Genomic DNA, 25,215 nt, shown 5'->3' on the forward strand with positions numbered 1-25,215 from the left:
CTGAGCCAGGATCAAACTCTCCATTAAAGACCAACCGAAGTTGGTTTATAGAAAGAGCGATAAGCTCATTTTGAAACTGACGAGATAAAATATCTCTTGTTCACTTCCATTTCATACAGCCTGATGGCATGTACTAAAATTTCAGCATTGGATTTTGTAAACAAAATCCGTACTCACTCGTTGTTCAGTTTTCAAAGATCAATCATTTCCGGACATATCAACACCCGGACTAATAATATATCATACTTCGGTGATTCACGCTACTGGTAAATAATACCTCATAGGTGATCCTTTAAATTTTTTTTCCCATCTAACTATTATATCCCTGCCTATCATACGGCCGGATATATAATATATCATTTAGGTTTGCTGATTACTACATGTAAATTACACCAATTAATAATCAAGTTATCAAAATCAGTTCTATTTCTGTACTGCTCATACTTTCGAATTTGTTTTTCTTCATTAAAAGTACCGTGAATCTTTGACCAGATCTACTGCATCCGAAGAATGCTTTTGATGCATCCCCCTTTCAGTTCCAAAAAAGGGACCACTAATAATGAAGCGTTCCAATAATTATCTATGCACATTTGGGAACGTGAAATAGACTAATTTAGAACCATTCCTATAAGCATGCTTTTAGGAACAATAATGAAGTATAAATTTTCACATTATTAGGATATCGCCAGCAAAATGCGGATTTACAACGTTAAAGAGCCTTATATTAAATTTCGTGAATCCGCCTTTAATAATGGATACTAACCCACATCATTTAAGGCAGATTTATTGATTCAGTCGGCCTCAACTGGTAAGTTGATCCTACTAGGCCTAACATAATAAAACAAAAAAGGCTGCCGCGGCAGTCTTTTTTTACTCAACTAATGTTTCCTGCAAGCGTATCAGTGCGCATTTTAAAATTATTTAAAACACCAATTTTAATAGCATTCGAATAAAGAGTTATCCATAGCTTTTTCATCAAACAAACGCTGAATCAATTGGATGTTCGCCAATTCCATTGATGTTGCAGCGAAACTGCGAAAAACGGTTTAACTGAGATTCATGTTCACGCCAATTATATTTTTCCCGTCAATACGAAACAAGGGATTTTAAATAAGTTAAATCAGCACCTCGATCCCAGCCTGAGTTTTCCAATTGATCCGGCCAGCGGATGTGGTGTGATCTTCTCTTTAAATCATTAAGGACTTCCTCTGCTATGTGAATATGAAAACGTTCAACGGACATTATATTTCTCCTCCTTTTTTGTGCACATCTTAATCAATACAGATTTCGCCCCGACCAGACTTACCTTGGTTTATCACTAAGGGAGGCCTGTTTTGGGTTAATGAATGGACAATTCGGAAATAATTCACTCATACCGTCTAAAGGAGGGAACAAATTCATGAATTCTAATGATAATCTATCAGGGCAAAACGCATATTTAAAAGAGCTGAATGCCTTATTTATCCCATTGGACGGAATAGAGAATCTGGACAGCATGGTTAAGGCCATCGGAGATGCAGATATTGTACTGCTTGGCGAGGCGAGCCATGGGACGTCTGATTTTTACCGAGTTCGGGCCGAACTTTCGAAGAAGCTAATTACAAGCAAGGGATTTAACATTATCGGCGTGGAAGGAGACTGGCCCTCTGCTTATCGGTTGAACCGGTATGTTAAAGGGATGGAGGGGGCCGATTCTTCGGCAGCCGATGCACTGGGTGATTTTACCCGCTGGCCGACCTGGATGTGGGCGAATACGGATATTCGTGATTTCGCGGAGTGGCTGAAGGAGTACAATGAGGTGAATCAAGGGGGCGGCAGTGACTGTCCCAAGGTTGGATTTTATGGCATCGATATGTACTCGTTATGGGAATCAATGGAGGCAATCATCGCTTATTTGGAGGATACCAAGTCTCCCCAGCTGAAACAGGCCCGCAGGACATACGCCTGTTTTGATCCATATAGCAGGGACCATCAGACTTATGGCATTGCGGCAGGACTGCTCTCAGAGAGCTGTGAGAAAGAAGTGGTTGAGCTACTGAAGCAGATTCAGAGCCGGCGCATGGCGTATCCGGGAAGTGAGGAAGAGCTGAATGCGGAGGTGAACATGCTCGTCACTTCCAGCTCGGAGGCCTATTATCGTACGATGGTCCGGGGCGGCCCGCAGTCCTGGAATATACGGGACAGACATATGGTTGAATCACTGAAGCGAATCATGTCCTATTACGGCGCCTCGGCGAAAGCCATTGTCTGGGAGCATAATACGCATATCGGTGATGCGCGGGCAACGGATATGATGGCTGATGGCATGGTCAATGTGGGTCAGCTGTTGCGGGAGGATCCGGAACATCGTGTGTTTGCCGTTGGCTTCGGGACCTATCAGGGCGAGGTACTGGCGGGAAGAGCTTGGGGAGCTCCGGTTGAGAAAATGACCGTGCCGCCCGGACAGCCGAGAAGCTGGGAGTATTGCATGCACCGGGTGGGAGACGGCCGAAATGGCATGGTAATGCTCTCCGATGCATCTTCCATGCTGCATACGATCATTGGCCACCGTGCCATCGGTGTGGTATATGAGCCTGCTCATGAACGATTCGGCAATTACGTGCCTTCCAGCATGGCGGATCGTTATGATGCGTTTGTTCATCTCGACCGGACCACCGCCCTTCAGCCACTGCCTATCCTTCAACCGGTTGCAACGGATGCTTTATTTTCAGAATAACAGCTCGCAAGAACCGTTTGTGGGATGCAGGATAGCTGGGTATAGACATGCTTGAGAGACATCGTGTTGATGTTATCTGTAAACATCCGCTTTCCACTCACCCATCGCTTCCAAGCACCAAGATGTTTCTTCCGGGTTGCTCTTTAAGTTTCAAAACTTCTTATCACCCATTATAATACTTTGAATCAAGAGATACCCAATCTATTCACGTATGGTTCTCACCTGTGACAAAACTGTCGGATGCTATTAACTAGTTCCTCCGCATGAGTAAGGACAAGCATATGATCGGCCCCTTTGATTTCGGCAAACCTAATTGCAGGTACACGCTTGAAGTGCTCGGCGATATTGTACATATCCGGCCATTCTATGGTTCCTTGTATAAATAACGTACTCGCTGCAATTTTTTCTAAACGTTCAATCGAAGGCGGCTCTAGCCAAAGGACCTCAAAGCTTCTCCACTCGGTGAATACCCTTGTCATGTAGTGATTATGCATTTCAGTCAAAAAACTCCGATGGGGGCTAGCCATCGTAATGCCTCGTCATCTTGTGCATAGAGAACGAGAGCTGATGAGATTATGCGAAAAGTGATGAACAAACATGGCGGAGACATAGCCTGAACCCTTCTACTCAACATGCCCAAAATATTTTTTATGCCTCTAAATCCCTCTCTTTGTCAGCAGAAAATAAAGTATTAGACTGGCTCTTTAAATTGGAACAGCGACAGCCGAGGACAAAAAATAAAGTCCTAGACGGTCGCTGTCCGCCCCTTCACAGCCCGGTAGGAACCGCTTTCGCTATCCAAGTCTCCATACCAGTTCCAACACCATTCTCTTACGTTGCCAGACATATCGTAAATTCCTAACTCGTTGGGTTTCCGGGTACCGATTGATTTTGTTTTATTATTGTTGCTCTCTATGATAGGCCAGTTCCAGTCTCCAGATAAGTATTTGTCTCCGGCATTTTTCCAATACCATGCGACCTCGTCGGCATTATTGCTTCCGCTGTATGTGTAGCCCTTGCTCGCCTGACCTCCGCCTGCAGCATATTCCCATTCTACTTCTGTGGGCAAACGGTAACCGTTAGCTCCCTGATTGATCGTTACTGTCCATTTTATATTATCATTATCATTTTTAAGGAACATTAATAGCTTTCTCATTGATATATCTCCTTTAAGCTGATAGGAAAAATGATAGGCCATGACGGTCTGAAACTCGCCTCCAGCAGTGTTGAAGGCCGTTCGCCTGGCAGGAAACGGCCTGCAACATCCGCACTGACGGATAGACTGGAGGGGGGTCATCGGCCTGTCTACAATACTTAGGGCTCGGTGAGTCCTCCATGATGGATTCATTTAAACCCTATCATCAGACAGCTCTCAAAACCCGCTTATCCCGTGAGACAGTCCCAACCGCGCCTGTTCGTTGAACAGCTTGCAGTTGAGTGGTTACCACACCGTTACGTTAGAGCTCCCACTACTCTGATACCCCTCTGTTGCCAACACCTGGTAAGACCAGTTACTTCCCAGATTCATTCCTTTGCTCGCCCATGCTTTCACGTGGTTGCTGAAAGTGATCGTGGAGTTGCCCCCGGTCGGTCTCTTCGACTGTCGAACACTCCAGTACTGAATAAACGTCGTTTTTTGGCCTTCAATGGAAGGTGCGTCGTATCGCATTGTTGTGTAGATGTCATATGTGCCCCCATCACTGGTCACCGTACCTTTATACGTTCCGGTAGGTCGATAAGTACCCCAGCTATCAACGACGTAATATTCGATGAGTGAGTTTCTCGTCCACCCGTAGAGAGCCAGATATCCATTACCGGACGGCGCCCAGACACCGGCATTGTAGTTAATCGTTCTGTTTGGCGATCCAGTAGTCCAGCCTTTGCCGACAACAAAATTCCCGGTATCCTTCCATGTTACGCTGTAATTACCCCCTGATCCATTAACAGCATTGACCGTCCCACCACCATCGGTCCAATTTTGCCAATAGTCTGTCGCTGCACTTGAGGTTGTTGCAAACAACCCAAAACTCATGGAAGCTGCAAGAACTACCGTCATCATTTTCTTACTAAAATTAAACATACTCTACCTCCTAAAATTTTTGTGTTTGTCCCATACACCTGCTTGTTAGTTGATTCTCTTTGTAACACATTTCTTATCTGTGCCATATCTCGTTTTTTACTTTTACCTCCTTTCTGTGTAAATTATAGAATGATAGCGGTTACACAAAAACCTAGCAAATTAAAGCTTTAACTTTATTATATTTAGCTTTCTTTGAAATTTATAGAAACATTTTTAAAGCGTTTTTTAGATATTCATCTAATCGGCAACGATACCAAAATCTTGTCCTCCGACACCTTTGTAGTCTTTTGATTGTGAAAACCAACATTTTTTATTAATAGAAACAACAAAAGAGACTGCTTTAAAAAGCGCTCTCTTTGTTGTTGAGGGTTTTCCGGCGGTTCAAAAAGTCGATTGTCACTTTCAATCACAATATTCAATTTTTAGAAGTCAGCACCAAGTTGAACAGGAACGGAGTGGGCGGAATGGTGCTGTACAAGCGATAGCGTTCGCCTTTGTGCCCGGATTTCAACCTTCTTAGCTTGATTAAGAAATCCGGGCACAACAGCGATGGGAAGCACCATCCGACCGCGTAGTGTCGCCTCGTGTACATTTTTAACTCAGCTTATAAAAAAACTTTATGCAAATAACGCATAAATATCAATATTCATCCATCGCATGCTGTAAAATGTGCTTGGGTGATTAGCAGTGCATAAGGGAATTCTCGATTCACGTGAGGACAAACACTTAACTTTTCATAGGGAGGCATGATGAAAATGATTTTGGAGGATATGTATTATGGGAATTGGCGTCCCAGTGAACAAATAAAGTCAACCGACCCTGAATCTCAAAAAGTTAATCAAAAAATTAGTGAATATATGGAGATGCTAAAAAATAAATTACCAGAAGTCGATTTTGAGCAAATGGAAGTCATATTTGATTTATTAAACGAGTCCACCTCCCTGCACTCCGCAGCAGCATTCATCCACGGGTATCGAACGGGAGCCTTAACGATGATTGAAGTATTTAGCGAGGAGAAGTAATTGGTTGTTCGTAATAAATAATGAAACAAGTGTGAAGCGAACCAGTTATGGATGGGGAGATTTAACGAATGAGTTCAGAAAAAAGCACCTCAAACGGCAAAAGTAATCTTTTGCCTTGAAGTGCTTTACTTTGTATGCAAATCCCTTAACTTCGCTTCTAGCGCTCGGTATTGAGCCAGTTGAAGAACAATCTGCACGCGCAGCGCGTCCCCGACACACACTCTAACAAGCAACTATGTTTTTAAGCTTCCACCCGATTCAAAAACACTTTCGTCCGCTCCAGCTGCGGATTACCGAAAATCTGCTCCGGCGTACCGGATTCCGCAATTTCGCCATTATCCATAAAAATGACACGATCCGCCACATCTCTCGCAAAGTTCATCTCGTGGGTCACGATGACCATCGTCATATGCTCCTCAGCCAGCTTTTTGATAACTCGCAGCACCTCACCCGTCAGCTCGGGATCAAGGGCCGAGGTCGGCTCGTCAAACAGTAAAATATCAGGGTTCATCATCATTGCCCGGGCAATCGCCACGCGCTGCTTCTGTCCCCCCGACAGTCGGGATGGATACGCCTCTGCTTTATCTGCTAATCCGACTTTAGCCAGCAACTCAGCGCTTTGGCGACGCAGTTCAGCCTTGCTCACCTTTTTCACCAGCTTCGGAGCCAGCTCCAGATTATCCTGCACCGTCAAGTGAGGGAACAGATTAAAATGCTGGAACACCATGCCCATCCCGGTGGTAATGCCCTTAATGTCACTTGCCGGAGCGTACTGACCGTTCTCCACCAGTGCTTTGTCATGAATGCGGATCGTCCCGCCCGTCACATCTTCCAGATGTACCAAACTACGGAGCATAGTGCTTTTCCCTGAACCTGAAGGGCCAATGACGGCTACAACCTCGCCCGCTTTAACGTCGAAGCTCACTCTTTTCAGAACGTCGAGCTTGCCGAACGATTTTTTCAAATCGGTTACTTCTATTGCGTTAGTATTCATATCCCGACATTCCTTTTACTCGAATTTAAAACGTTTTTCCAGCGCTCTGAAGAATAGCGTCAGCACCAAAGCTAACAACAAATAAATAACCGCTGCTACAACATAAGGTACAATCGAGAAATCACGGTTTACAGCCGTATTGGCAAAATGCAGCAGTTCCGGTACTGCTACTGCATACAATAGTGCCGTATCTTTTACCAGTGTTGTCGCCTCATTGGTTACCGCAGGCAAAGCGATCCGTACCATTTGCGGCACAATGACTCTAATCAGCGTCTGCGACTTGCTCAAGCCCAGCACTTGCGAAGCCTCGTATTGCCCTTTATCAATCGACAACATCCCGCCTCTGAAAATTTCTGCAAAATAAGCCGCATAATTCAGTACAAATGCCAGTACCGCAGCCGTTGTCCGATCCATTACCAAATACTCCCCAATGACAGGCAACATCGGCAGTCCAAAACAAAAGAACAATAATTGCAGCAAAAGCGGCGTGCCGCGTATAACATAAATGTACGTATGCATCAGCCAGGCAATAGGCTTAATCCGGCTTTTCGCCAGCAACGTAACGATAAAACCCAGCGGAATGGACAGGATAAGCGTGATGAAAAATAAAATAACCGTCATCTGCGCCCCTTCAAGCATAGGCTTCATAATTCGTAAAATATATTCCATACTCATAACCTTCGACTCCTAAACCCTTAGTTCAATACACTACGTATTAATTTAATACTTTATCTTCACCAAACCACTTTTTCGAAATTTCAGCTGCCTTTCCGTTCTTGTGCAGCTCATCCAAAGCGGATTGCAACTGCGTCAACAGCTCTTCATTTCCTTTTTTCACGCCGATGCCGTATTCCTCAGGAGCCAGTGATTCATCAAGCAGCTTATACGTCCCTTGTTCCTTCGACATATAATACTTGGCAACGACTTCATCAATGACAACCGCATCCAGACGCCCGGTTTTCAAGTCCGTCAAAGCGAGAACATTATCCGGGTACTCGGACACAGACTTCAACTGGCTTTTGATCGGATTCGCATCCAATGCATCGGCTGCTGAAGACAGCGTCTGGAGTCCCACCGTTTTGCCCGCCAGATCAGCCAGCTTGGAAAGACTGGAAGTAGCCGGAATGACAATCACCTGACTGTTTTTCAGATATGGCTTCGTGAACAGCACTTTTTCCTTACGCTCATCCGTAATGGTGTATCCATTCCAAATGAGATCAATACGTCCGCTGTTCAGCTCGGATTCTTTGGCAGACCAGTCAATCGGCTGAAATTCCACCTGTTTACCCATTTGTTCCCCGGCCGCTTTCGCGTAATCAATATCAAAGCCGGTCAGCTCATTATTTTCATCCCTAAAGCCCATCGGGGCGAATTTATCATCAATGCCAATAATCAATTTACTGTCATCCTTACCGCCGGAACATCCGGCCAACACGATCATCATCAATCCAATTAACATCGTAAACATGGCTGCTTTTCTCATCTTATTCCCCTCCAACAATGGTGACCCCCGTATCCAAGAACAGGTGGCAAACGCTTTAGTTCGTTAACACGTTATCAGAGTATCATCATAACACACCGCAGGATACTCGTCGAGAGGAATGAGCGGAATCTTAGCCTTATATAAATGGAAAACCTGTGACGAAAATTTGACCTGTGTTCTATAATGTAAAACCTTACCTTGACATGTCACCTAAACCGTCTTATTATTTCCTAGTATTCTTATATACTTTTATTTATTTTAAAATTTCAGCAGCTATAGTATGTAAATCAGCTTGATAGACAGGAGAAATTAAGCCCCATGTACATTTTAAAGCGTCTTTTTACGATGTTCATAACGTTGTGGATTATCGTTACTTTAACGTTTATCATCATGCACATCATTCCGGGTGATCCATTCTCGAACGATTCCAAAACCATTCCGGAAGCCGTATTGCAAAATATGCGTGCCAGGTACAATCTAGACAAGCCGCTCGCTGTGCAGTATGTGTTGTATCTCAAAAATCTGCTAGTGCTGGATATGGGCCCGTCTATTCAATCGAAAACGACGGACGTCAATATGCTCATTGCCCGAGGTTTTCCACCTTCTGCATTGCTGGGTATTCAATCTATCGTGGTCGCGATTATTGCAGGGATTTCGCTCGGAACACTGGCTGCTCTGCACCATAATCGACCACTGGATTATATCTCGATGTTTATCGCCATTGTTGGTATTTCCGTACCCAGCTTCATATTGGCACCGCTGCTAATCAAGTATGTTGCCGTCCAATGGCACCTGCTTCCGGTCGCCTCATGGGGAACCTGGCAGCATACGGTGCTCCCGTCGCTGGCTCTCGCAGTTTCGCCTCTTGCTGTTATCGCACGCTTTATGCGGACGAGTATGCTGGAAGTCATGCATGAGGAGTACATACGCACTGCCAAAGCGAAAGGGTTGTCTTCTTGGGCAGTAGTTCTGCGTCACGGATTACGCAACGCGTTGGTTCCGGTGCTTTCTTTTATCGGACCGCTATTCGCTTCCGTCATTACAGGTACCTTTGTCGTTGAAAAAATATTCGCCATTCCCGGTATCGGTAAATACTTCGTAGATAGTATCTTTAACCGGGATTATCCAGTGATTATGGGGACGACCATTTTCTACAGTACCATTCTGGTCGTTACTTTATTTTTAATTGATATTTCCTATCGCCTTGTCGATCCACGAATCAAATTAGTCAGCAAAGGAGATTAACATGAAAGCAGCACCTACTGTCGAAAAGGATAGCCTGTTCAGTCTTGTAGACCGCAGCCAGATGCCCACCCCCACGTTGACCAGACCCAAAGAATCACTCTGGCGAGATCGGCTACGCAGACTTTTTAACAACAAGCTTGCTCTGTTGGGGCTTTCCCTACTTATCATTATTATTGTGCTGGCGATTGTTGGACCTTCCTTGGTTCCTTATGCACCCAGTGATCAATCTCTTTTGAAGACAAATCTCTCTCCTTCGAAAGAGCATTGGTTTGGCACGGATGATCTGGGAAGGGACGTATGGGCACGAACATGGGCCGGAGCTAGAATTTCACTTATGATCGGCTTTGCCGCTGCCGCCATTGATTTGGTGCTTGGCATTCTCGTCGGCTGTGTTGCTGGCTATTGCGCTGGGCACGGTAAAACGGGCGATCGGATCGACAGCATTCTCATGCGTATTATTGAAATTTTGTATAGTATTCCTTATCTGCTGGTCATCATTTTGCTGCTGGTCATTATGAAGCCGGGACTGCTCACGATGATTATTGCACTATCTATTACTGGCTGGGTCGGTATGGCCCGTGTAGTGCGTGGGCAAATCTTACAGCTGAAGCAGCAGGAATATGTGTTAGCAGCCCGGAGCTTGGGAACATCTCATTCACGTATTATCTTCAGACATTTGCTACCAAACGCAGCGGCAATCATTATCGTGAATTTGACGTTCACTATTCCGTCGGCAATTTTTGCCGAATCATTCCTGAGCTTTCTTGGTCTGGGGATTCAGTCTCCTTCGGCCAGCTGGGGGACGATGGCTAACGATTCACTTGGTGTTATTTTAAGTGGTCAATGGTGGCGCCTATTTTTCCCGGGGCTGATGATATCGCTCACCATGTTGGCGTTCAATACACTTGGAGACGGGCTTCAGGATGCACTTGACCCGCGCTCACAACATTAACAACAGAGAGTCCCAAATTGGACAAGGAGGGGTGTCACCATGATCCGCAGCTTCTCGCCTAACGGCAGGAAAAACGGAAGTTCCTTTATCGAAGTGCGCACACGCGGCATACCTGCGGGAAAGGAGGATGAATAAATCCCGGTACGGTGTACCTTATTTTTTTGCATAACTAACCATAATAACGGAGGAAAACCACGATGAAAAAAATGCATTGGATGACGATCATCTTACTTTTAGCCGTAACGGCTTTGGCAGGATGCTCTGGCACTGCGGATAAGACAGCAAGCAACGACCCGTCCGCTGCACCTCAAGCAGATATCCCGCAAGAAATTACTGCCAATCTGGCAGGTGGAGAACCTTATACACTAGACCCTGCTTTCGCATCAGATACAACGTCCTACTTTGTGATTGATAACTTGTACGAAGGGCTGTATACATACGATAAGGCTGGTAAAATCGTAGAAGGCGCTGCCAGCAAAGTAGACGTATCTCCTGACGGCAAAACCTACACCTTTACGATCCGTGACGGTGCAAAGTGGTCGAATGGCGACCCACTGACAGCTAAGGATTTTGAATACTCCTGGAAACGGGTACTGAATCCGAAAACGGCTGCCTACGATCCTTCTGCTCTCTACTACATCAAAGGTGCCGAAGCGTACAACACAGGCAAAGGTAAAATTGAAGACGTTGGTGTTACAGCCAAAGATGATAAAACTCTGGTAGTTGAGCTGAAATCACCGCTGAGCTTCTTCCCAACGATCGCAGTGGGTCATGCCTATCTGCCAGTAAACCAATCGGTTGTTGAGAAAAATGACAAATGGGCAGCAGAAGCGGGCACAATTGTCGGCAACGGTGCGTATGTAGCCAAGGAATGGAAACATAACGAGCAAATTACGCTGGCGAAAAACGATCAATTCTGGAACAAAGATGCCATTACAATGGCAACGATTAATTTTAAAATGGTTCAGGACTCCACAACGTATTATCAAATGTACAAAACGGGCGATCTGGACCTGATTTTGAGCCTTCCCGTAGATACCCTGGATCAGGAAAAGAGCAACAAGGAATTCCTGTCGCATCCATCTTTCAGTGTGTACACCTATTCTTTTAACGTAAAACAAAAGCCGTTTGACAATAAAAAAATCAGACAGGCCATTGCCTACGCGATTGACCGCGAAGCACTGGCTACCAGCGTAACCAAAGGAGGCGAAACTCCAGCTTACGGTTATGTTCCATACGGAACAACAACGCCATCCGGCAAGGACTTCCGTGATGAGGCACCGAAAAAATACTATGAGTTTGACGCTGCAAAAGCGAAACAATTGCTGGCCGAAGGTCTGAAAGAAGAAGGTTTGACACAGCTGCCACCGATCACCTTCAAATACAACACTTCAGACAAGCATAAAAAAGTAGCTGAAGCGATTCAGGAAATGCTGAAAACAAACCTGGGCGTTGCAGTGACGCTGGAGAATCAAGAATGGAAAACGTACATTGATACCTTTAAACAAAAGAACTTCCAGATCGCTCGTATGGGCTGGGAAGGAAACTTCCTGGATCCACTCGGCGTATTGGGGCATTATACTTCCAAAAATTCGAACAACTTTACCAACTGGAGCAACCCGGAGTATGACAAACTGATTGAATCCTCAACCTTTGAGCTTGATCCGGCAAAACGCTTTGAACAGCTCCATCAGGCAGAAGACGTATTAATGGAAGATCTGCCGATTATTCCGATCCAGTTCTCTGCGGACACTGCATTGATCAGTCCTAAGATTCAAGGTATCGTATTTGATGCTCGTTCGAACCCAGACCTGCGCTTTGCGAAACGGGTCGAAAAATAATGATTTTACGTTTCGGGATCACTGCCCTGATTGTCGGTACTTTAGGATTTATGTACGCCACCCCCCATCTCTTGTATGGTCGTGAAAACATGGCTACTGCGAATCTGCTATTCCTGTTGGGGTTGCTGGGCTTGGTGATCGGTGCAATCTTCCACGTTCTGCAAAGCGGTTTTCTAACCCTCTTCTTGCGGGGATTTGCTGACATCAGACAGTTGTTCATTCGTCAATCTAAGGCATTACGAGAGGAAAATGAGCGTTTGCGTTCCGATGAATCTCTGTCAGCCTGGAAAACATCCATGTTCCGCCACCTCAAGGTGTATACTTCGGGGTGCGGGGCGGGGCTTACACTTTGCTCGATGATATTAATGGGGATAAGTTAGTTAGGGCGTATGAGAAGCTTTCTTGCGGTTGATAGTCGCTGCGCGTGCAGATTGTTCTTCCGATCGCCACCGCCCCCGGATTTTTATTATTGTATACAACCTGTAAAGGTTAAAATCCGGGGACAAAAGCGAACGCTTCGCTTCTCCAAAACAATTCTGCCCGCTCCGCTGGCAACCGCCGTAATGCTTCTATACGTTTTAGAGGTGTGTAAAGAAAAAAGAGAGTTTCGCAAAGGCGTTTGCTGCGGAACTCTCTCTTTTTGCATTTTTTTATATATTAAGCTTTGAAAAGGGCTCATAGTACAATACTTAGTAGCCTTAATAAATATGCTTTTCCTTCGCTTCTTGCAGCCATGAGGGGAACTCATTAAGCAATAGTTCGTAGAGTTGATTGTCTTCCATAGATTCGATATCTTGTATTTGAAAAAAATTAGCGTTATCTACCACACGGCCTTCTATATTGTCCAGCTTCTTTAATACGCCAAAATCGGATTCACCCACACCGATAAATTGCCAGAAAATCGGCTCTCCTGACGAATCAATGACTGCGTTGTCGATATTATCTCCTTTTCCACGCTTCACACCGCCATCATTAATAAAAATAACAAAGGCCGGATCAGAAGAGGGTTCTTCGTTGGTGTATTTGGCGATAACATCGCGCATCACAGGCGGCTCATCATTACGACCGAACTTGGGCAAATAATCATTGGACAGAATATGTCTTTCAACATAGTTGTCAACGTCATTTTCGGTAACGGACGGCAAACGTGAAAAACGGTGATCATACACCCATACGTCCAGTACACCATCATCATCCAAAGCACTCGCTACTGCAACAATTCGTTCCAACACCTTTTGAACGGTACCATTTTTGTACAAACTTCTCATAGATCCTGAAATATCGAGCACCAATCCAACTCTCGCAGTCACATTTGTTAGATTCTTTTTAGTCAGTACCAGTTGCGCATTCTTTTTAAGTAAAGAAATACTGCTCATGTTCCCCACGCTCCTCTATGATGTTTGCGTTTGTACGTCTAGTACGTCTACTCTACCATCTGCGTCGTTCGTCGCCTCTCAGGGGAAAGTCGCTTAATTCTCCGAGTTGGTCATGTGCAGCCTTATAAATGCGAAGAATAGCTTGTACCTTGTTAAAATCATTATCTTCCGGGCCGAATCCTTCCATATACATTTTTTGAATGATGTTTTGGAAGAAATCCATACGCTCGCGGACAGAATCCTGCTCAATTTGCAGTACCTCTTCAAAGCTGTGTGTCTCAGCAAAATCAGACAGCTCATCAAATTCCTGTTCCTGATATCGCTCTCCCCGAGTTTCGGGATTGAGATCAATAGAGGTACGCAGGGTTGACAGCAAAATATTTTCGCGTGCCAGCATGACATGAAAATCTTTGTTCTTAAACAGATCCGTAACGATCAGACGGCACATTTCCTTGTTCTGCAGCAGAATCCCGTCAAAAGGATGCAGCGTCCACACACCGTAGTTAAAAAATAAATTAAAATTAAAGTTGCTGCTTCCATACTGATATACAATGTTGATTTTCGATTCGTCAATGATTTCAAATGAAAATTCCAGCATGCATTCTCCTTTGGGATTCCAATATTTAACTCTATCCTATCAGAAAATGCATGATTTTCAATAAAAAATTTTATTTCACAGAATCATTTAACTCCACAATTGAATCTGCTTTTTCGCTACTGGCAGCCACGAGTAAATAGACAATCACACACCCTAAAATAAAGGACATCATACGCTCGCTCTCTCCTTTTGTCATTCGCTTTTTAAGAGTTTATGCACGAGAATGCTATGTATGTTCATCATGTCCTTTATTAGCTGCTGCCAAACCAAAAAAAGACGCCTTTCGGAGTCATCCCGGCGTCTTTTTAATAGATTTCTAAATTATCATCAGTTCAAAAACGAGCTTAGACCCTCAGAAGAATTACTATCCTTCAGCGGTTTGGATGGTTCTTTTCCTTCGATCCCCAAACGTTGGCTAAGGTTGGCATTGATTGCTGTCATTTTACTTGTGTAATCATGGCAGCTTTCAATAATCCGACGGTTTGATTTTTCAGACAGATCCAAAGCAGATACCAAATCACCAATCGCCTGATTCACAGCCTCCAGTGACATAGAAGGCTTGCTAAGCAGATCTGTCGTTCTCTCGGTCGTCGTTTTGAGAAGCTTCGCATTTTCCTTGAATTGATCTTCAATCGTACGGTTGGTCGCATCGACGGCTGAAATGATTTTATCCTGATCCGCCAGCGCCATCGCGATCATAGCCGACACAGTGATCAGATTCGATGTTTTATCAATCGCATTATTTACAGAATCAATCAGTTTATCATTATTATCATTAATAATATCCGTTGCCGCAATCGCCTGATTGTATAACAAAATCATTTCAGTCATCGACTGCGTACGAGTAACCACCTTGCGCAATCCCCGCTCCAGATGAGGCTTACGGTTTTCGTTTTCTGGCTTGGCAATCTCGGTCTCAAACAGTTCTTTCAAACGATTACCAAAGGCAATCTTCGTCTGTAAATTGTAGATTTCTTCAATGGAAGCCTTCTTCAACTGCCTCATGCTGACGATGTTTTCTTCCAGATTATCCTTACCATCTCTCAAGGCAGTAATAATTTTCTCGATGTTCGTCTTCACCGACTGATACTTGTAAATGTAGTTTTTTAACGGACTTTTACGCAGAAGCTTGCCAAAAAAACTCACATTTTTGCTCTGCTGGAGCGTTTCGCATTCATCACGTAGCTTTAAGATCATATTGGATACCTCAGCCCGATCACCGGACATGAGGTCGTTTACCGGTCGATCCAGCATTTTAAGGGTCTGCCCCGCACGTTCCTGCGTTTTAACCCCCAGCTTACCGATATCATCCATTAAGGTATCCAGACTCATGACATCGCTTTGTGATACCTTCTGAATCAGCTGTGAAGCCTCCTCAGTCACCTTTTGTTCATCTTCTTTTTTCAATTCAGCCCATGGGGTCGCCATACGCTACCTCCTATTCTGAAAACAACTGTTACCCAAGTATAATCGTTGTTATTCAGAGCAGCTATACTGCTACTTTTTTATTTTCTCAAAAATCGCCTACAATTCGGAGCTGCTATATCGCTGGTGAATAAGCTCCGCTTTGCTCTGTAATTCCAGCAGATCCTTATGCTCCACCGTAGACACAATTACCGATATTTTGCTGTCCACATCCCGTAATCCGTTTAATAACGTCCTCCGGTTGGTCCGCTTCGCATCGCCGCTGAGCCGAAGAAACGGATTAATCAGTCCGTTCAAATCCTTCAAAATCAATCTCCGAACCGTATGATTCACTTCGCTGTTGCTCAGTTCATGCAAAAGCGGAATGACCCGTTGCAAACGTGCAAATAGAGCCAGCGCCTTCTCGACAATCTCGTTATCAAGCGCATCCTTCTGTCCCTCGGAGATCACCATATCCTCCAGTACCTCCAAATACTCCATCACCTGAGCAAATTCACTGCTCACCTGACCTGGTTGACGTACTTGTCCTGTTATAGACTCCGGTCGAACGCTGGCTTCCTTTTCATGCTGCTGTGTCTCACCGACCTGCTCCTGCACCACCGGAATCACGGAACCGGTCAGATTGGGGCGAGGATGGCGAACGGCCATGATGGCGCTGTATCCTCCCAAACCAATGATCGGAATCGCCAAACACACAAACAGTGGCAACCAAAAACTTAGTAAAAGCGCAATCAGGTAGCTAACCACAGCAATCGTGGCACCCCACATTTTTGACGTCATAGCTTGTACCTCCTGACGTAAACCCTTACCATATTGTAGAAAACAATATTTGTGTGTGTCAATGTACGGATTTACGTATGGTGATTGGCTGCTCGATATGACTGGCTAAAATGTCGTATTGCGGATGAAGTGAACCGATCTCATGACCCAAAGCCGATTTCACCGCTAGATAAGGAAAATTGATACCCGACAAACAGGATACATGAAGTCCTCCGGACATCCGCGGATTGATCTCTAGCAGCTTGGCATGCTCGCCGTTATATTTTACCTGAATGTTATAATTGTACGGAATGTGATACGCCTCAGCGACCTTTTGTGCCACCTCCAACAGCTCGGAATGCTGCTCCAGCAGCCGTAATCGTCCTCCTGCCTTCCTACGCGGAACTGCCGCTAGTAGCTTCCCATTCCGGTCAGCCAGGCAGTCAATACTGTATTCGTATCCCTCCAGCAGCTCCATCACCATCAGATTGGGAAATGATTCTGTGGATGACAATACGCGGTGTGCTTCCTCGAACGAAATATGATTCAGCGCATGGCCGAACAGTTCCTCCAGCGGATTACGTTCATTGTCGATGATACGAAAGCCCATTCCACCTTCTGCATTACATGGCTTGAAGCATACCTTATGCCCAAGTGCTATTAACGACTCATAGGCCTGTTTAAACTGCTCGGCATTGCTGGCAATGGCATAATCGGGAATCGTGACAATGTCCTTTTGACGAATGGATTCATAAAACAGATCCTTTTCCATCAGTTGCTCCAGCAGTTCGGTATCTTGGCATACCATTACTTTTGTCCCAATATCATCGAACAAATAAAGATGCTTGCTAATATCGAGCATATTCCACCGTGGGATAAAGACATCAATTCCGTGCCGCCTGCAAAAATCAGCGCAAAACCGTGCGTACTCCACACCACTGATGCGTGGCTCTACTTCAGCTACATCACTGGCCTGTAGCGCCATATGCTGCGGATCTGAGTGTGTCGCATAGATCTCGAACGGAATACCGTCCTCATTGTTACGAATAGCATTCATATAATGATACGCCACTGAAAACCAGCGGTTAAAATACACCTTAACCTTCTTCACAGAGCCACGTCCCCTATCTATTCTGAAAATGAAGTTTGAGCTGCGAACACACTCCGGTGTATTTTATGAACATACGCCATGATTTCGTCCGCTGCATAAACCCCCGACACTTCTGTAAAACGGTAATTGACCTCCAGCTTATCTCGCAGCTGTTCCCGATACAATTCACCATGACGCGGAGCAATCGCATAATCGGCATAGTCCAGCAGACAACGGTCCAGCAAAGAGTCACCGGACGCAACTACAGCCCCTCCATTCGTGAGATTACGGATATGCTCCACGGCTACTTGTTTATTCACGGCTGCAGGCACCAGATATATCTTACGACCTTGAATGGATACCTCCCAGCCCATTTCACGCATAATCCGCGCCTTCTCCAGCACCTGTTCCAGCGGCATACGATCCCGTTCAATCATGAAAGCATAGAATAACTCGTCGCAAAAGCGTTCGTTTACCACCCAGTCTTCATGCAGCACCTGTCCGAATACCTGACGTGCTTCTTCCGCATGAGCACCATCACGGCGTACTTGTTCGTGAATACGTCGATTCCACTCTCGATCCACTTCGCCTCCGACGATGATGTTTCCGCCATTACTCGTCACGGCATATGTGGGAACCAATTCCGTCTGAAACACAGTGATTCGTCTATACTGTTCTATCGTCCGAGTCGTCACGGGCATAAACATCACATCTTCAGGCAGTGCCTTTAGCAATTGCAGGGCTTGTTCAGAAATAAAAGCCGATGTCGCCCCGTCTATCTGCTCCGCAGGCAACAGCCCAGGGGACTCCAGCGGCACACCAAGCGAACGCTTGGAGTAAATCAGTGTCTGATCCAGATCACTTGCGTAGATCATTCTTGTCCCCCCTTGAGCGGCTTGATAATTCCGCAGCAGGAATAAGTCAATCCTTCAAATACCTCTACAGGCACTCCACGATCCTTTGCCAACAGCATAATATGCTGGAGATTCGGATTATCTTCGCGGTCAATCAAAATTTTCCACGGCACTCTGCGCAGCAGTACACGAGTCGTCTCCCCCACTCCGGGCTTGACCAGATTGATATCCCGAATACCAAATGCCTGCTGAATCGCCTCAATATCCCGTAAGCCCTGCCATGTCACCGCAGGCGGATTCATTGTCATTTGGTCAGCATATGCAACGGCCGTTTCAGCCACGTCTTTAAAGTAGCCGGATACCGTATCCACAAACGTATTGGACTGATCCACTGACCGCCAGGATTCATAAAATTTGGCCCCATGGAAATCGTCAGGGCCTATGAGATCTTCGCGTAATACCGTCCGACTCATCAAACCTGATACAGTCGAATTCAGACAAGCGCTTGGGATCAAATAATCTTCTCGTGTACCAAAGGTTTCTGAACATCTGCCCGGATCGGCCAGCACCGCCAGATCATCATTTAGACGCAACCCGTAATCCGTGTTCATCTCACGACAGGCCTCAATCAATACCTGGCGAATCGCCCCTTTCCCCGTCCAACCATCGACAAACTGAAGTTCAATCCCCAGCCCATGCTGCTGTAAAATGTATAATATCGCATTCCGGTCAATGCCTTTGCCACGAATAATAGAAATGCTGTAATGCGGCAAGGATACGCTATACTTCCAGTCAATATAACGCTTGATCAGGATACCAATGGGCGTCCCTGCTCTAGCCAGAGAAACAATCGCCGTGTTTAGGCCTCTTTTTCTCACAATCATCTCAGCCACAGAAGCTGCCGCTAATGCAACCTTTTCGGCAGATTGGGCAAGCGTTTCGTGAAACAATGCAATATATTCTGCTGTGGGCTCGTATTCCACTGGCAGCATTTCTGAATAATGGACTCCCGACTGAATCGCCTCTTCACGATCCTCCGTCCCTTTTTCCAACGTAACCCGGCTTAAATCCTTCAATAAAAAAGTGACATCCGAGGCAGGATAACTGCCCAGCGATTCGGGCGGATGAATGTTCTTCTGCTGTATTTGCTCCATGAGTGCTTGCTTCATATCCGCGCTCCTTTACTCTCCTGTCTAGTTAAACCGTTAAAATAAACGACATGCACTTTATCGCAGCCCAGACGGTTCAAAGCCTCCAGCATGGGGTTCATCCGCTCCGGGTCCGACTCCCTTTCCATCAAAACGAATATCTCGTCATACTGACCAGGGTCTACATTATAAATAAAATTGCGTATCGTACTGTCCTCAGGCGATGGATATGTCACACCACAAGCGACTCCATACCCTTCTTCTCGGTGGGGATACACCGGGCTGCGTGTCGTCGATTGAAAATATACATCCGGGCCTAACTCTGCTGCAATCCGCATTGGAATGTACATGAATTCTCCCGTGCCCATAACCAGCGTGCATTGCCCAGAACGAAGTTGGTTCAGTCGTTCAGCTGTACGCGTGATTTCTGCATCCAACGCTGAATTGTCAGCGGATTGTAGACCAAAACGGCCTGTATATTTTAGATAAGGAGCTGTATTGATGTACCCGTCCGTTGACATGGAGCTGTGTACTACCCGCTCAAAACCGGAAGTATCCTGTTCAAAACGGTGGTCAATTATTCCAGAAGCCTCTTTATTAACCTCTGCCATGCTAGTGGCTGCATGTTCTGGGTGCCCAGCCTGTCCAGCATATTCTGCGTGATCCAGTATCGGTACTCCCTGTACCTCAATCTTTCCTTTGAGCAAGCTTAAAGGCGTAATCGTAATGCCTAGCTCTACCTCCAGATCAGCGAAAGCCTGCTCGTCGCTGTCTGTCCGCCAATCCAATAACGAAGCAATCACATACTGTTTACGCGGAAAATGCTCCTGAATATCCCGTATGATATTAAGCGTTGTTTTCCCCGTCGTAATTTCATCATCTACCAGCACAATCGGGCCATCACCCGCAAAAGCACCTTCATCCAGTGCATAGCAACGATGATCAACAGCGTGCGAATGCTCTTCTTCAAACCGAATAATAGGTCGAAGGTCCGGAATATCCTCGCGCGTCGTATGAATATACGAGGCCCCGTCGTCAAACAACCGATACATGCTGTGTCCCAGTGCTGTAGCCGTCTCGGCAAAACCAACAAACTTGATCGGCTCCGTAAAAGCAAAAGCTAAACGTTCATCCATCAGCTTTCGGTAGGCCTCTTTCGCATAGTCCGGGTCAAGAAGTCCTCTCACGGCCTCTCCTATCAGTTCGTCCATCTGTTGTCCCGCTTGTGGGACAAGCTCCTTATATAGTAGAATCGCCAGCGCTGCACCACTGAGTAGAGAAGTGTATGGGTTTACCGGAATATGCTTGCCCAGCACCTTACTGACAAATAAAAACGAACGCTTTTTATTGACCCGTGCCGCCATCGCAAACAGCTTGTCCACAGGAAGGCGGAATGGATTATGTGTCTCCGTAATTTTAACGTTGAACTGCTCCAGGATTGGCAGCAGATGTGTTTTCGTGGTTGGGTAAGAGACTGACAAAATGTTGTTGTTCATGTAACACCCCGTATACTTTTGATCTATTGATAATACGATGAGCCCAATTCAAATGCGGCTTAATTTCATTCATTTTGTTGGCATAGGTACTTTTGAATACCCCCAGACTACCGTCGTTACGCTCAATAATTTCAAGCGCATCCATATACTCTTCATGTGTCACCGCATACATGGCCTGTACCGGTTTAATATGGGAGGGATGAATAATTGTTTTGCCGATAATCCCATTCTCTTTGTCCATCATGACTTCTCGGATCAGACCGTCTACGGCATCTGAGATGAAATCCATCCGCAAGTGTCGACCTGGCTTCCCAAGTGCATCTTCGAAAGGAGACACTCTTAATTGAGGTTTAAAGACACGTTCTCGGTGAGAAAAATATTCCCATACAGGACCGGAAATGACGTAATTTGAGCCCACGCGTCCAAACAAGTTAATAATATCTGCGATACAATCCCGAATGACGGCAATTTCATAAATCGTAATATCCGGGCTGCGTCTCAAGCCATATAGACTGGAGAAATCGGTTGCCCCAATTCGTACATTCAGCACATATTCCTCATACTCGTCTAAAATTTCTTTTATCGACAGCAGCTCTTTCCAGCGGGTTTCCCGATAAATGATTTTGGAGCTTTCAAGAATCGGTAATCCGTACAGCACAGGCATGTCGCTTGCGCCTCCTACCCCTGTATGCATACTCTGGTTATATTCGGCAATGAGTGCAAAATACGCCCGGCCATTATCAGAAGAGAACTTAGGTAAGACAAAGCCCGTGAGCAGCGACAAAGATTCTCCTAAACCATTCAGTAGTCGTTCCAACTGCTCCACAGAGCGCACACGCACAAATAACAAAGGTAATTGCTGTTCACTCATCATCCCCGTCCGTACATAGGATAATAGTTGAAGCAGTTGCTGTGCCAGCGATTGTTCTGCCTGTCCGACCTGCTGATCCCCTATAGCATCCTCCAAATCCAAAATGACCGTTGTTAGTCCTTCATGTTTTCCATTTTTAATCTCTTCCGCTACTTCCGAGCGGGTGGCTGGCATGTACAAAGCCGCTCCTATCGCATAAGCCAATATACTTTTGGGAGAACGGTTATGAAACTCCAACGGTGGAGTATAAAAGATCGCTTCTACTTCCTCAGAGGTTAAATCATTAAAATATTTCAGGGCCCTTCCCCTCCTCTTGCTCTTTCTTGCCTGACTAAAGCCCTGTGCTTCGGGTATAAAAGAAATCCCCCCTTAGTTTCAGGAGGGATTTCGCTATACTTTGTACATTAAGCCTCTTTGTCGGCCTTTTTCTTTCTTTTCGCCGAGCTGATAACCATTGTGCCTACAAAGACAGCAATCAAAATGCCGAAGAATAAAACCTGCGACATATGAAAGCCAAAAGCAGCAGCCAGCATTTTACCCCCGATAATGGCGATCATAATAAAGGCTGTCTGTTCCAGTTCCGGAAATTTATCAATGAGCTTGAGGAACACTTGAGCAACACCACGCATCATCAGAACGCCGAGAATACCACCCAGGAACAGAACCCATACTTTCTCGCTCACACCGAAAGCCGCAATGACGCTATCAATACTGAAGGCAATATCCATCAGTTCGACCATTAATACCGTTTTCCAAAAAGAAGTAGGTTTGTTTTTCACTTCTCCATCACCTTCGGACTTGAATAAGCCCTTATAAGCGATATAGAGCAGATAAGCCGCACCCAGTACCTTAATCAGCGTGAACTTAATCAGGAATGTACCCAGGCCGATAGCCAGGAACCTGAATATATACGCACCCAAAATCCCGTAAAATAAGGCTCTCTTCTGTTGTTCCTTGGGTAAGTGTTTAACCATAACTGCGAGAACCAAGGCGTTATCCGCCGATAAAAGTCCTTCCAGCAAAATGAGAGTTCCTATAATCCCCCAACTCACTGGATCAGTAAGCGTAGCTACAACATCACTCCATGAGAAGAAATGACCGTAGTTCTCGCTGATATTTTTAAATAAATCATTCAACATGAAAAGAGTGCCTCCGATAATTCAATTTATTTGCTACCCTGCGACCAGCGCATGCCCCAGTTATAGGCCCGATCCAACTCACGATGACCGCCATAGAACTGCACGAGTCTTTCAATGCTGAACGTTTCATCGTTTACATTTTGGATCATGGCAATCGCACACATCCCTTTACGATTGTCATGTTCATTCATGTGAACGATAATGTCTGGCCCGTCCTTCTGGTACAGCGTGACCACACCGTCTGCTTGTGACCAGTTCGTGACTCCTTCATAGATGAAGGTGAACACCAAAATTCGCTTAATTTCCGAAATTTTAGCACCATTAATGCGGAGATTTTCCCCTGTTTTCACAGAGCCTGTACGGTCGTCGCCATCCAGAGCAATGTATGGGAAGCGATTTAGAGAACCGAAAACTTCTCCGAGCGCCTGCACAACGCCTTTGTCTCCGTTCTTCATCTCATACAAGCAGCCCAGATCCAGATCGACCCCCTTGGATCCGCGATTGAAGAAGCCCTTGCTTTGCTGCACCTGATTCCAGTTCAGATTGATCAGGATTTCACCCAATCCGCCTGAGCCTTTTTTCAGGTTGATGGTGTCGCCTTTCTTTTTCAGCTCAATTTTCCGCAGATTCAGATTCACCGGTGTTGCAGATGGCTCTGGCTTCGGAGCAGGTGGTACTGGTGGCGGTGTTGGTGCTGGTCGAGGCGCTGGAGACGGAGGTGTAGGCACTGGTGTGGGAGGAGCCGGATTATTTTCCACTTCAATCCCAAAATTAACGCACAACGCATCCAATCCACCGGAAAAACCTGCGCCAATCGCGTTGAATTTCCATTCCCCGTTATGACGATACAGTTCACCAATGACAATCGCCGTTTCCACTGTAAATCCACTGTCCAAATTAAATCGCAAAACCTCTCCGCTAACCGGATGAGCAAAACGTATAAATCCGCCTTGAACCTGTCCAAAATTTTGCTGTTTCTGATCCGCATCATAAATCGTCAGCGTAAACGCAATCTTCTCGATGTTTGCAGGAATTCGCGTCAGATCAAGGGCAAATTGTTTCTTGTCACCGGACTGTTGTCCATCTGAATAAGTGATAAAGGGGGTGGTCGGATTATTGTAAAAGATCAGATCCTCATCGCCCGATACTTTTCCTCCAGAACCCAGCAAAAATGCCGAAGTATCCAGCTCCAGAGACGCTGGGGACTCCCAGCCAATCCCTACGTTGACATGGGTCAGGCCCGGATTTGTTTTCGTCAAATCCGCCTTCTGTCCCTTTACTACGATAACAGCCATGATTGTGTCACCTTTCTGTCCGTTTGTCATGTGTCAGCGTACGCTAATGTAGCATTTTGCATCATTCGATTCCCAACGCTCATAAGTACAATATATAGACGAATTAAAGCGTTTCGATCTATATATTGCTGATTTGAAAACGCTCTTGGGATTTATGCAAAATGCTCAATGTAATAGCTTAAAAAGAAAGGGTAGCGCCCTATGGACACCACCCCAAGTGGATATTATTGAGCGTCCAAGCCATAGTTTTTAGCAAGCGCACCCAATCCACCAGCAAAGCCACTACCGATAGCCTGGAATTTCCAGTCCGCATTCTGACGGTAAAATTCACAGAATACGACGGCCGTTTCGGTGGAGAAATCTTCTCCCAAATCGTAGCGCAGCACTTCACGATCCGTTGCCGCATCTACCACACGTACAAAAGCATTGGACACTTGTCCAAAGTTTTGCGCGCGTGCCTCGTAATCATAAATGGTAACCGTGATCCCGATACGGTGGATGTTCGCAGGAATCTTCGAGAAATCAACGATGATTTGCTCGTCATCCCCATCGCCCTCACCTGTGCGGTTATCGCCTGTATGAGTAACCGATCCTGCTCCGCCTGTCGGGTTGTTGTAAAATACAAAATCATCCGCAGCTTTGGCTTTACCGTCTTCATAAAGTAGGAAAGCAGAAGCATCCAGGTCAAAGTCCGCGCCACCACTGTATTTATTCGTATCCCATCCAAGACCTACAACGACACGAGTCAAGCCGGGATTCGTTTTGGTCAGATCAATACGTTGTCCTTTGGAAAGGCTAATGGTCATTTCGCATACCTGCTTTCGTTGTATA

Annotated in this window: 23 protein-coding genes and 2 pseudogenes; 6 read left to right on the plus strand and 19 right to left on the minus strand. The window is 45.6% G+C overall.

Going from position 1 to position 25,215, the window contains the following annotated elements; genetic code table 11:
• Positions 1-975: 975 nt before the first annotated feature.
• Positions 976-1,242, minus strand: a pseudogene (locus tag AC5ELV_RS18415) (epoxide hydrolase N-terminal domain-containing protein).
• A gap of 157 nt (positions 1,243-1,399) precedes the next feature.
• Between AC5ELV_RS18415 and AC5ELV_RS18420 the strand changes: the two are divergent.
• Positions 1,400-2,716, plus strand: a complete 1,317-nt coding sequence (locus AC5ELV_RS18420; RefSeq protein WP_493431336.1) for an erythromycin esterase family protein — start codon at positions 1,400-1,402, stop codon at positions 2,714-2,716.
• A gap of 218 nt (positions 2,717-2,934) precedes the next feature.
• On the opposite strand, the gene AC5ELV_RS18425 is transcribed toward AC5ELV_RS18420, so the two are convergent.
• From AC5ELV_RS18425 to AC5ELV_RS18435, 3 genes and pseudogenes are all read right to left on the minus strand, one after another.
• Positions 2,935-3,243 carry an alpha/beta fold hydrolase gene (locus tag AC5ELV_RS18425; RefSeq protein ID WP_493431337.1) on the minus strand — a complete coding sequence of 103 codons (309 nt, stop codon included), beginning with the start codon at positions 3,241-3,243 and terminating at the stop codon, positions 2,935-2,937.
• Positions 3,244-3,479: 236 nt separating this feature from the next.
• Positions 3,480-3,848 (minus strand): annotated as a pseudogene (locus AC5ELV_RS18430) (formylglycine-generating enzyme family protein); the annotation flags it as partial.
• Between the two features lie 309 nt (positions 3,849-4,157).
• Positions 4,158-4,796: a glycoside hydrolase family 11 protein gene (locus AC5ELV_RS18435; RefSeq protein WP_250272909.1), complete on the minus strand. Its 639-nt coding sequence runs from the start codon at positions 4,794-4,796 to the stop codon at positions 4,158-4,160.
• Between the two features lie 755 nt (positions 4,797-5,551).
• Between AC5ELV_RS18435 and AC5ELV_RS18440 the strand changes: the two genes are divergently transcribed.
• Entirely contained in the window at positions 5,552-5,818 is a 267-nt protein-coding gene (locus AC5ELV_RS18440) for a DUF6809 family protein (protein WP_493431338.1), read from the plus strand.
• A gap of 241 nt (positions 5,819-6,059) precedes the next feature.
• On the opposite strand, the gene AC5ELV_RS18445 is transcribed toward AC5ELV_RS18440, so the two are convergent.
• Genes AC5ELV_RS18445 through AC5ELV_RS18455 form a run of 3 tightly spaced genes read right to left on the minus strand, consistent with a single transcriptional unit; the run spans position 6,060 to position 8,295 of the window.
• On the minus strand, positions 6,060-6,812 hold the full coding sequence (locus AC5ELV_RS18445) for an amino acid ABC transporter ATP-binding protein (protein ID WP_493431339.1): 753 nt from the start codon (positions 6,810-6,812) through the stop codon (positions 6,060-6,062).
• Positions 6,813-6,827: 15 nt separating this feature from the next.
• A complete protein-coding gene (locus tag AC5ELV_RS18450; protein WP_013308988.1) occupies positions 6,828-7,487 on the minus strand; it encodes an amino acid ABC transporter permease in 660 nt (219 codons plus the stop codon).
• A 40-nt stretch (positions 7,488-7,527) separates the two neighbouring features.
• A complete protein-coding gene (locus AC5ELV_RS18455) occupies positions 7,528-8,295 on the minus strand; it encodes an amino acid ABC transporter substrate-binding protein (RefSeq protein ID WP_493431340.1) in 768 nt (255 codons plus the stop codon).
• A gap of 318 nt (positions 8,296-8,613) precedes the next feature.
• On the opposite strand from AC5ELV_RS18455, the gene AC5ELV_RS18460 reads away from it, so the two are divergent.
• From AC5ELV_RS18460 to AC5ELV_RS18475, 4 genes are all read left to right on the plus strand, one after another.
• On the plus strand, positions 8,614-9,540 hold the full coding sequence (locus AC5ELV_RS18460) for an ABC transporter permease (protein ID WP_493431341.1): 927 nt from the start codon (positions 8,614-8,616) through the stop codon (positions 9,538-9,540).
• A 1-nt stretch (position 9,541) separates the two neighbouring features.
• Positions 9,542-10,492: an ABC transporter permease gene (locus AC5ELV_RS18465; RefSeq protein WP_493431342.1), complete on the plus strand. Its 951-nt coding sequence runs from the start codon at positions 9,542-9,544 to the stop codon at positions 10,490-10,492.
• A gap of 197 nt (positions 10,493-10,689) precedes the next feature.
• Positions 10,690-12,333 (plus strand): peptide ABC transporter substrate-binding protein, encoded by a 1,644-nt coding sequence (locus AC5ELV_RS18470; RefSeq protein WP_493431343.1) that lies wholly within the window; start codon positions 10,690-10,692, stop codon positions 12,331-12,333.
• A complete protein-coding gene (locus AC5ELV_RS18475; protein WP_493431344.1) occupies positions 12,333-12,713 on the plus strand; it encodes a DUF3899 domain-containing protein in 381 nt (126 codons plus the stop codon). The genes AC5ELV_RS18470 and AC5ELV_RS18475 overlap by 1 nt, the downstream gene beginning before the upstream one ends.
• A 318-nt stretch (positions 12,714-13,031) precedes the next feature.
• On the opposite strand, the gene AC5ELV_RS18480 is transcribed toward AC5ELV_RS18475, so the two are convergent.
• The 12 genes from AC5ELV_RS18480 to AC5ELV_RS18535 form a co-directional block, all read right to left on the minus strand.
• A complete protein-coding gene (locus tag AC5ELV_RS18480; protein ID WP_493431345.1) occupies positions 13,032-13,709 on the minus strand; it encodes a vWA domain-containing protein in 678 nt (225 codons plus the stop codon).
• Positions 13,710-13,761: 52 nt separating this feature from the next.
• Positions 13,762-14,307: a hypothetical protein gene (locus AC5ELV_RS18485; protein WP_023987205.1), complete on the minus strand. Its 546-nt coding sequence runs from the start codon at positions 14,305-14,307 to the stop codon at positions 13,762-13,764.
• A gap of 327 nt (positions 14,308-14,634) precedes the next feature.
• On the minus strand, positions 14,635-15,735 hold the full coding sequence (locus AC5ELV_RS18490; protein ID WP_039272510.1) for a toxic anion resistance protein: 1,101 nt from the start codon (positions 15,733-15,735) through the stop codon (positions 14,635-14,637).
• Between the two features lie 96 nt (positions 15,736-15,831).
• Positions 15,832-16,512 (minus strand): hypothetical protein, encoded by a 681-nt coding sequence (locus AC5ELV_RS18495; protein ID WP_493431346.1) that lies wholly within the window; start codon positions 16,510-16,512, stop codon positions 15,832-15,834.
• Positions 16,513-16,570: 58 nt separating this feature from the next.
• Positions 16,571-17,602, minus strand: coding sequence for an ATP-grasp domain-containing protein (locus tag AC5ELV_RS18500; RefSeq protein WP_493431347.1), 1,032 nt, complete (start codon positions 17,600-17,602; stop codon positions 16,571-16,573).
• A gap of 17 nt (positions 17,603-17,619) precedes the next feature.
• Positions 17,620-18,456: an HAD family hydrolase gene (locus AC5ELV_RS18505; RefSeq protein ID WP_493431348.1), complete on the minus strand. Its 837-nt coding sequence runs from the start codon at positions 18,454-18,456 to the stop codon at positions 17,620-17,622.
• On the minus strand, positions 18,453-19,604 hold the full coding sequence (locus tag AC5ELV_RS18510; protein ID WP_493431349.1) for a cysteine protease StiP family protein: 1,152 nt from the start codon (positions 19,602-19,604) through the stop codon (positions 18,453-18,455). Before AC5ELV_RS18510 ends, AC5ELV_RS18505 begins: the two co-directional genes overlap by 4 nt.
• Positions 19,601-20,947 (minus strand): phosphoribosyltransferase family protein, encoded by a 1,347-nt coding sequence (locus AC5ELV_RS18515; protein ID WP_493431481.1) that lies wholly within the window; start codon positions 20,945-20,947, stop codon positions 19,601-19,603. The genes AC5ELV_RS18510 and AC5ELV_RS18515 overlap by 4 nt, the downstream gene beginning before the upstream one ends.
• A 52-nt stretch (positions 20,948-20,999) precedes the next feature.
• Positions 21,000-22,187, minus strand: a complete 1,188-nt coding sequence (locus tag AC5ELV_RS18520; protein ID WP_493431350.1) for an HpcH/HpaI aldolase/citrate lyase family protein — start codon at positions 22,185-22,187, stop codon at positions 21,000-21,002.
• Positions 22,188-22,354: 167 nt separating this feature from the next.
• Entirely contained in the window at positions 22,355-23,089 is a 735-nt protein-coding gene (locus AC5ELV_RS18525) for a TerC family protein (protein ID WP_023987196.1), read from the minus strand.
• Between the two features lie 26 nt (positions 23,090-23,115).
• Positions 23,116-24,384 (minus strand): TerD family protein, encoded by a 1,269-nt coding sequence (locus tag AC5ELV_RS18530; protein ID WP_493431351.1) that lies wholly within the window; start codon positions 24,382-24,384, stop codon positions 23,116-23,118.
• A 224-nt stretch (positions 24,385-24,608) separates the two neighbouring features.
• A complete protein-coding gene (locus AC5ELV_RS18535; protein WP_023987194.1) occupies positions 24,609-25,190 on the minus strand; it encodes a TerD family protein in 582 nt (193 codons plus the stop codon).
• Between the last annotated feature and the right edge of the window lie 25 nt (positions 25,191-25,215).

The organism is Paenibacillus sp. NMA1017 (assembly GCF_058895805.1).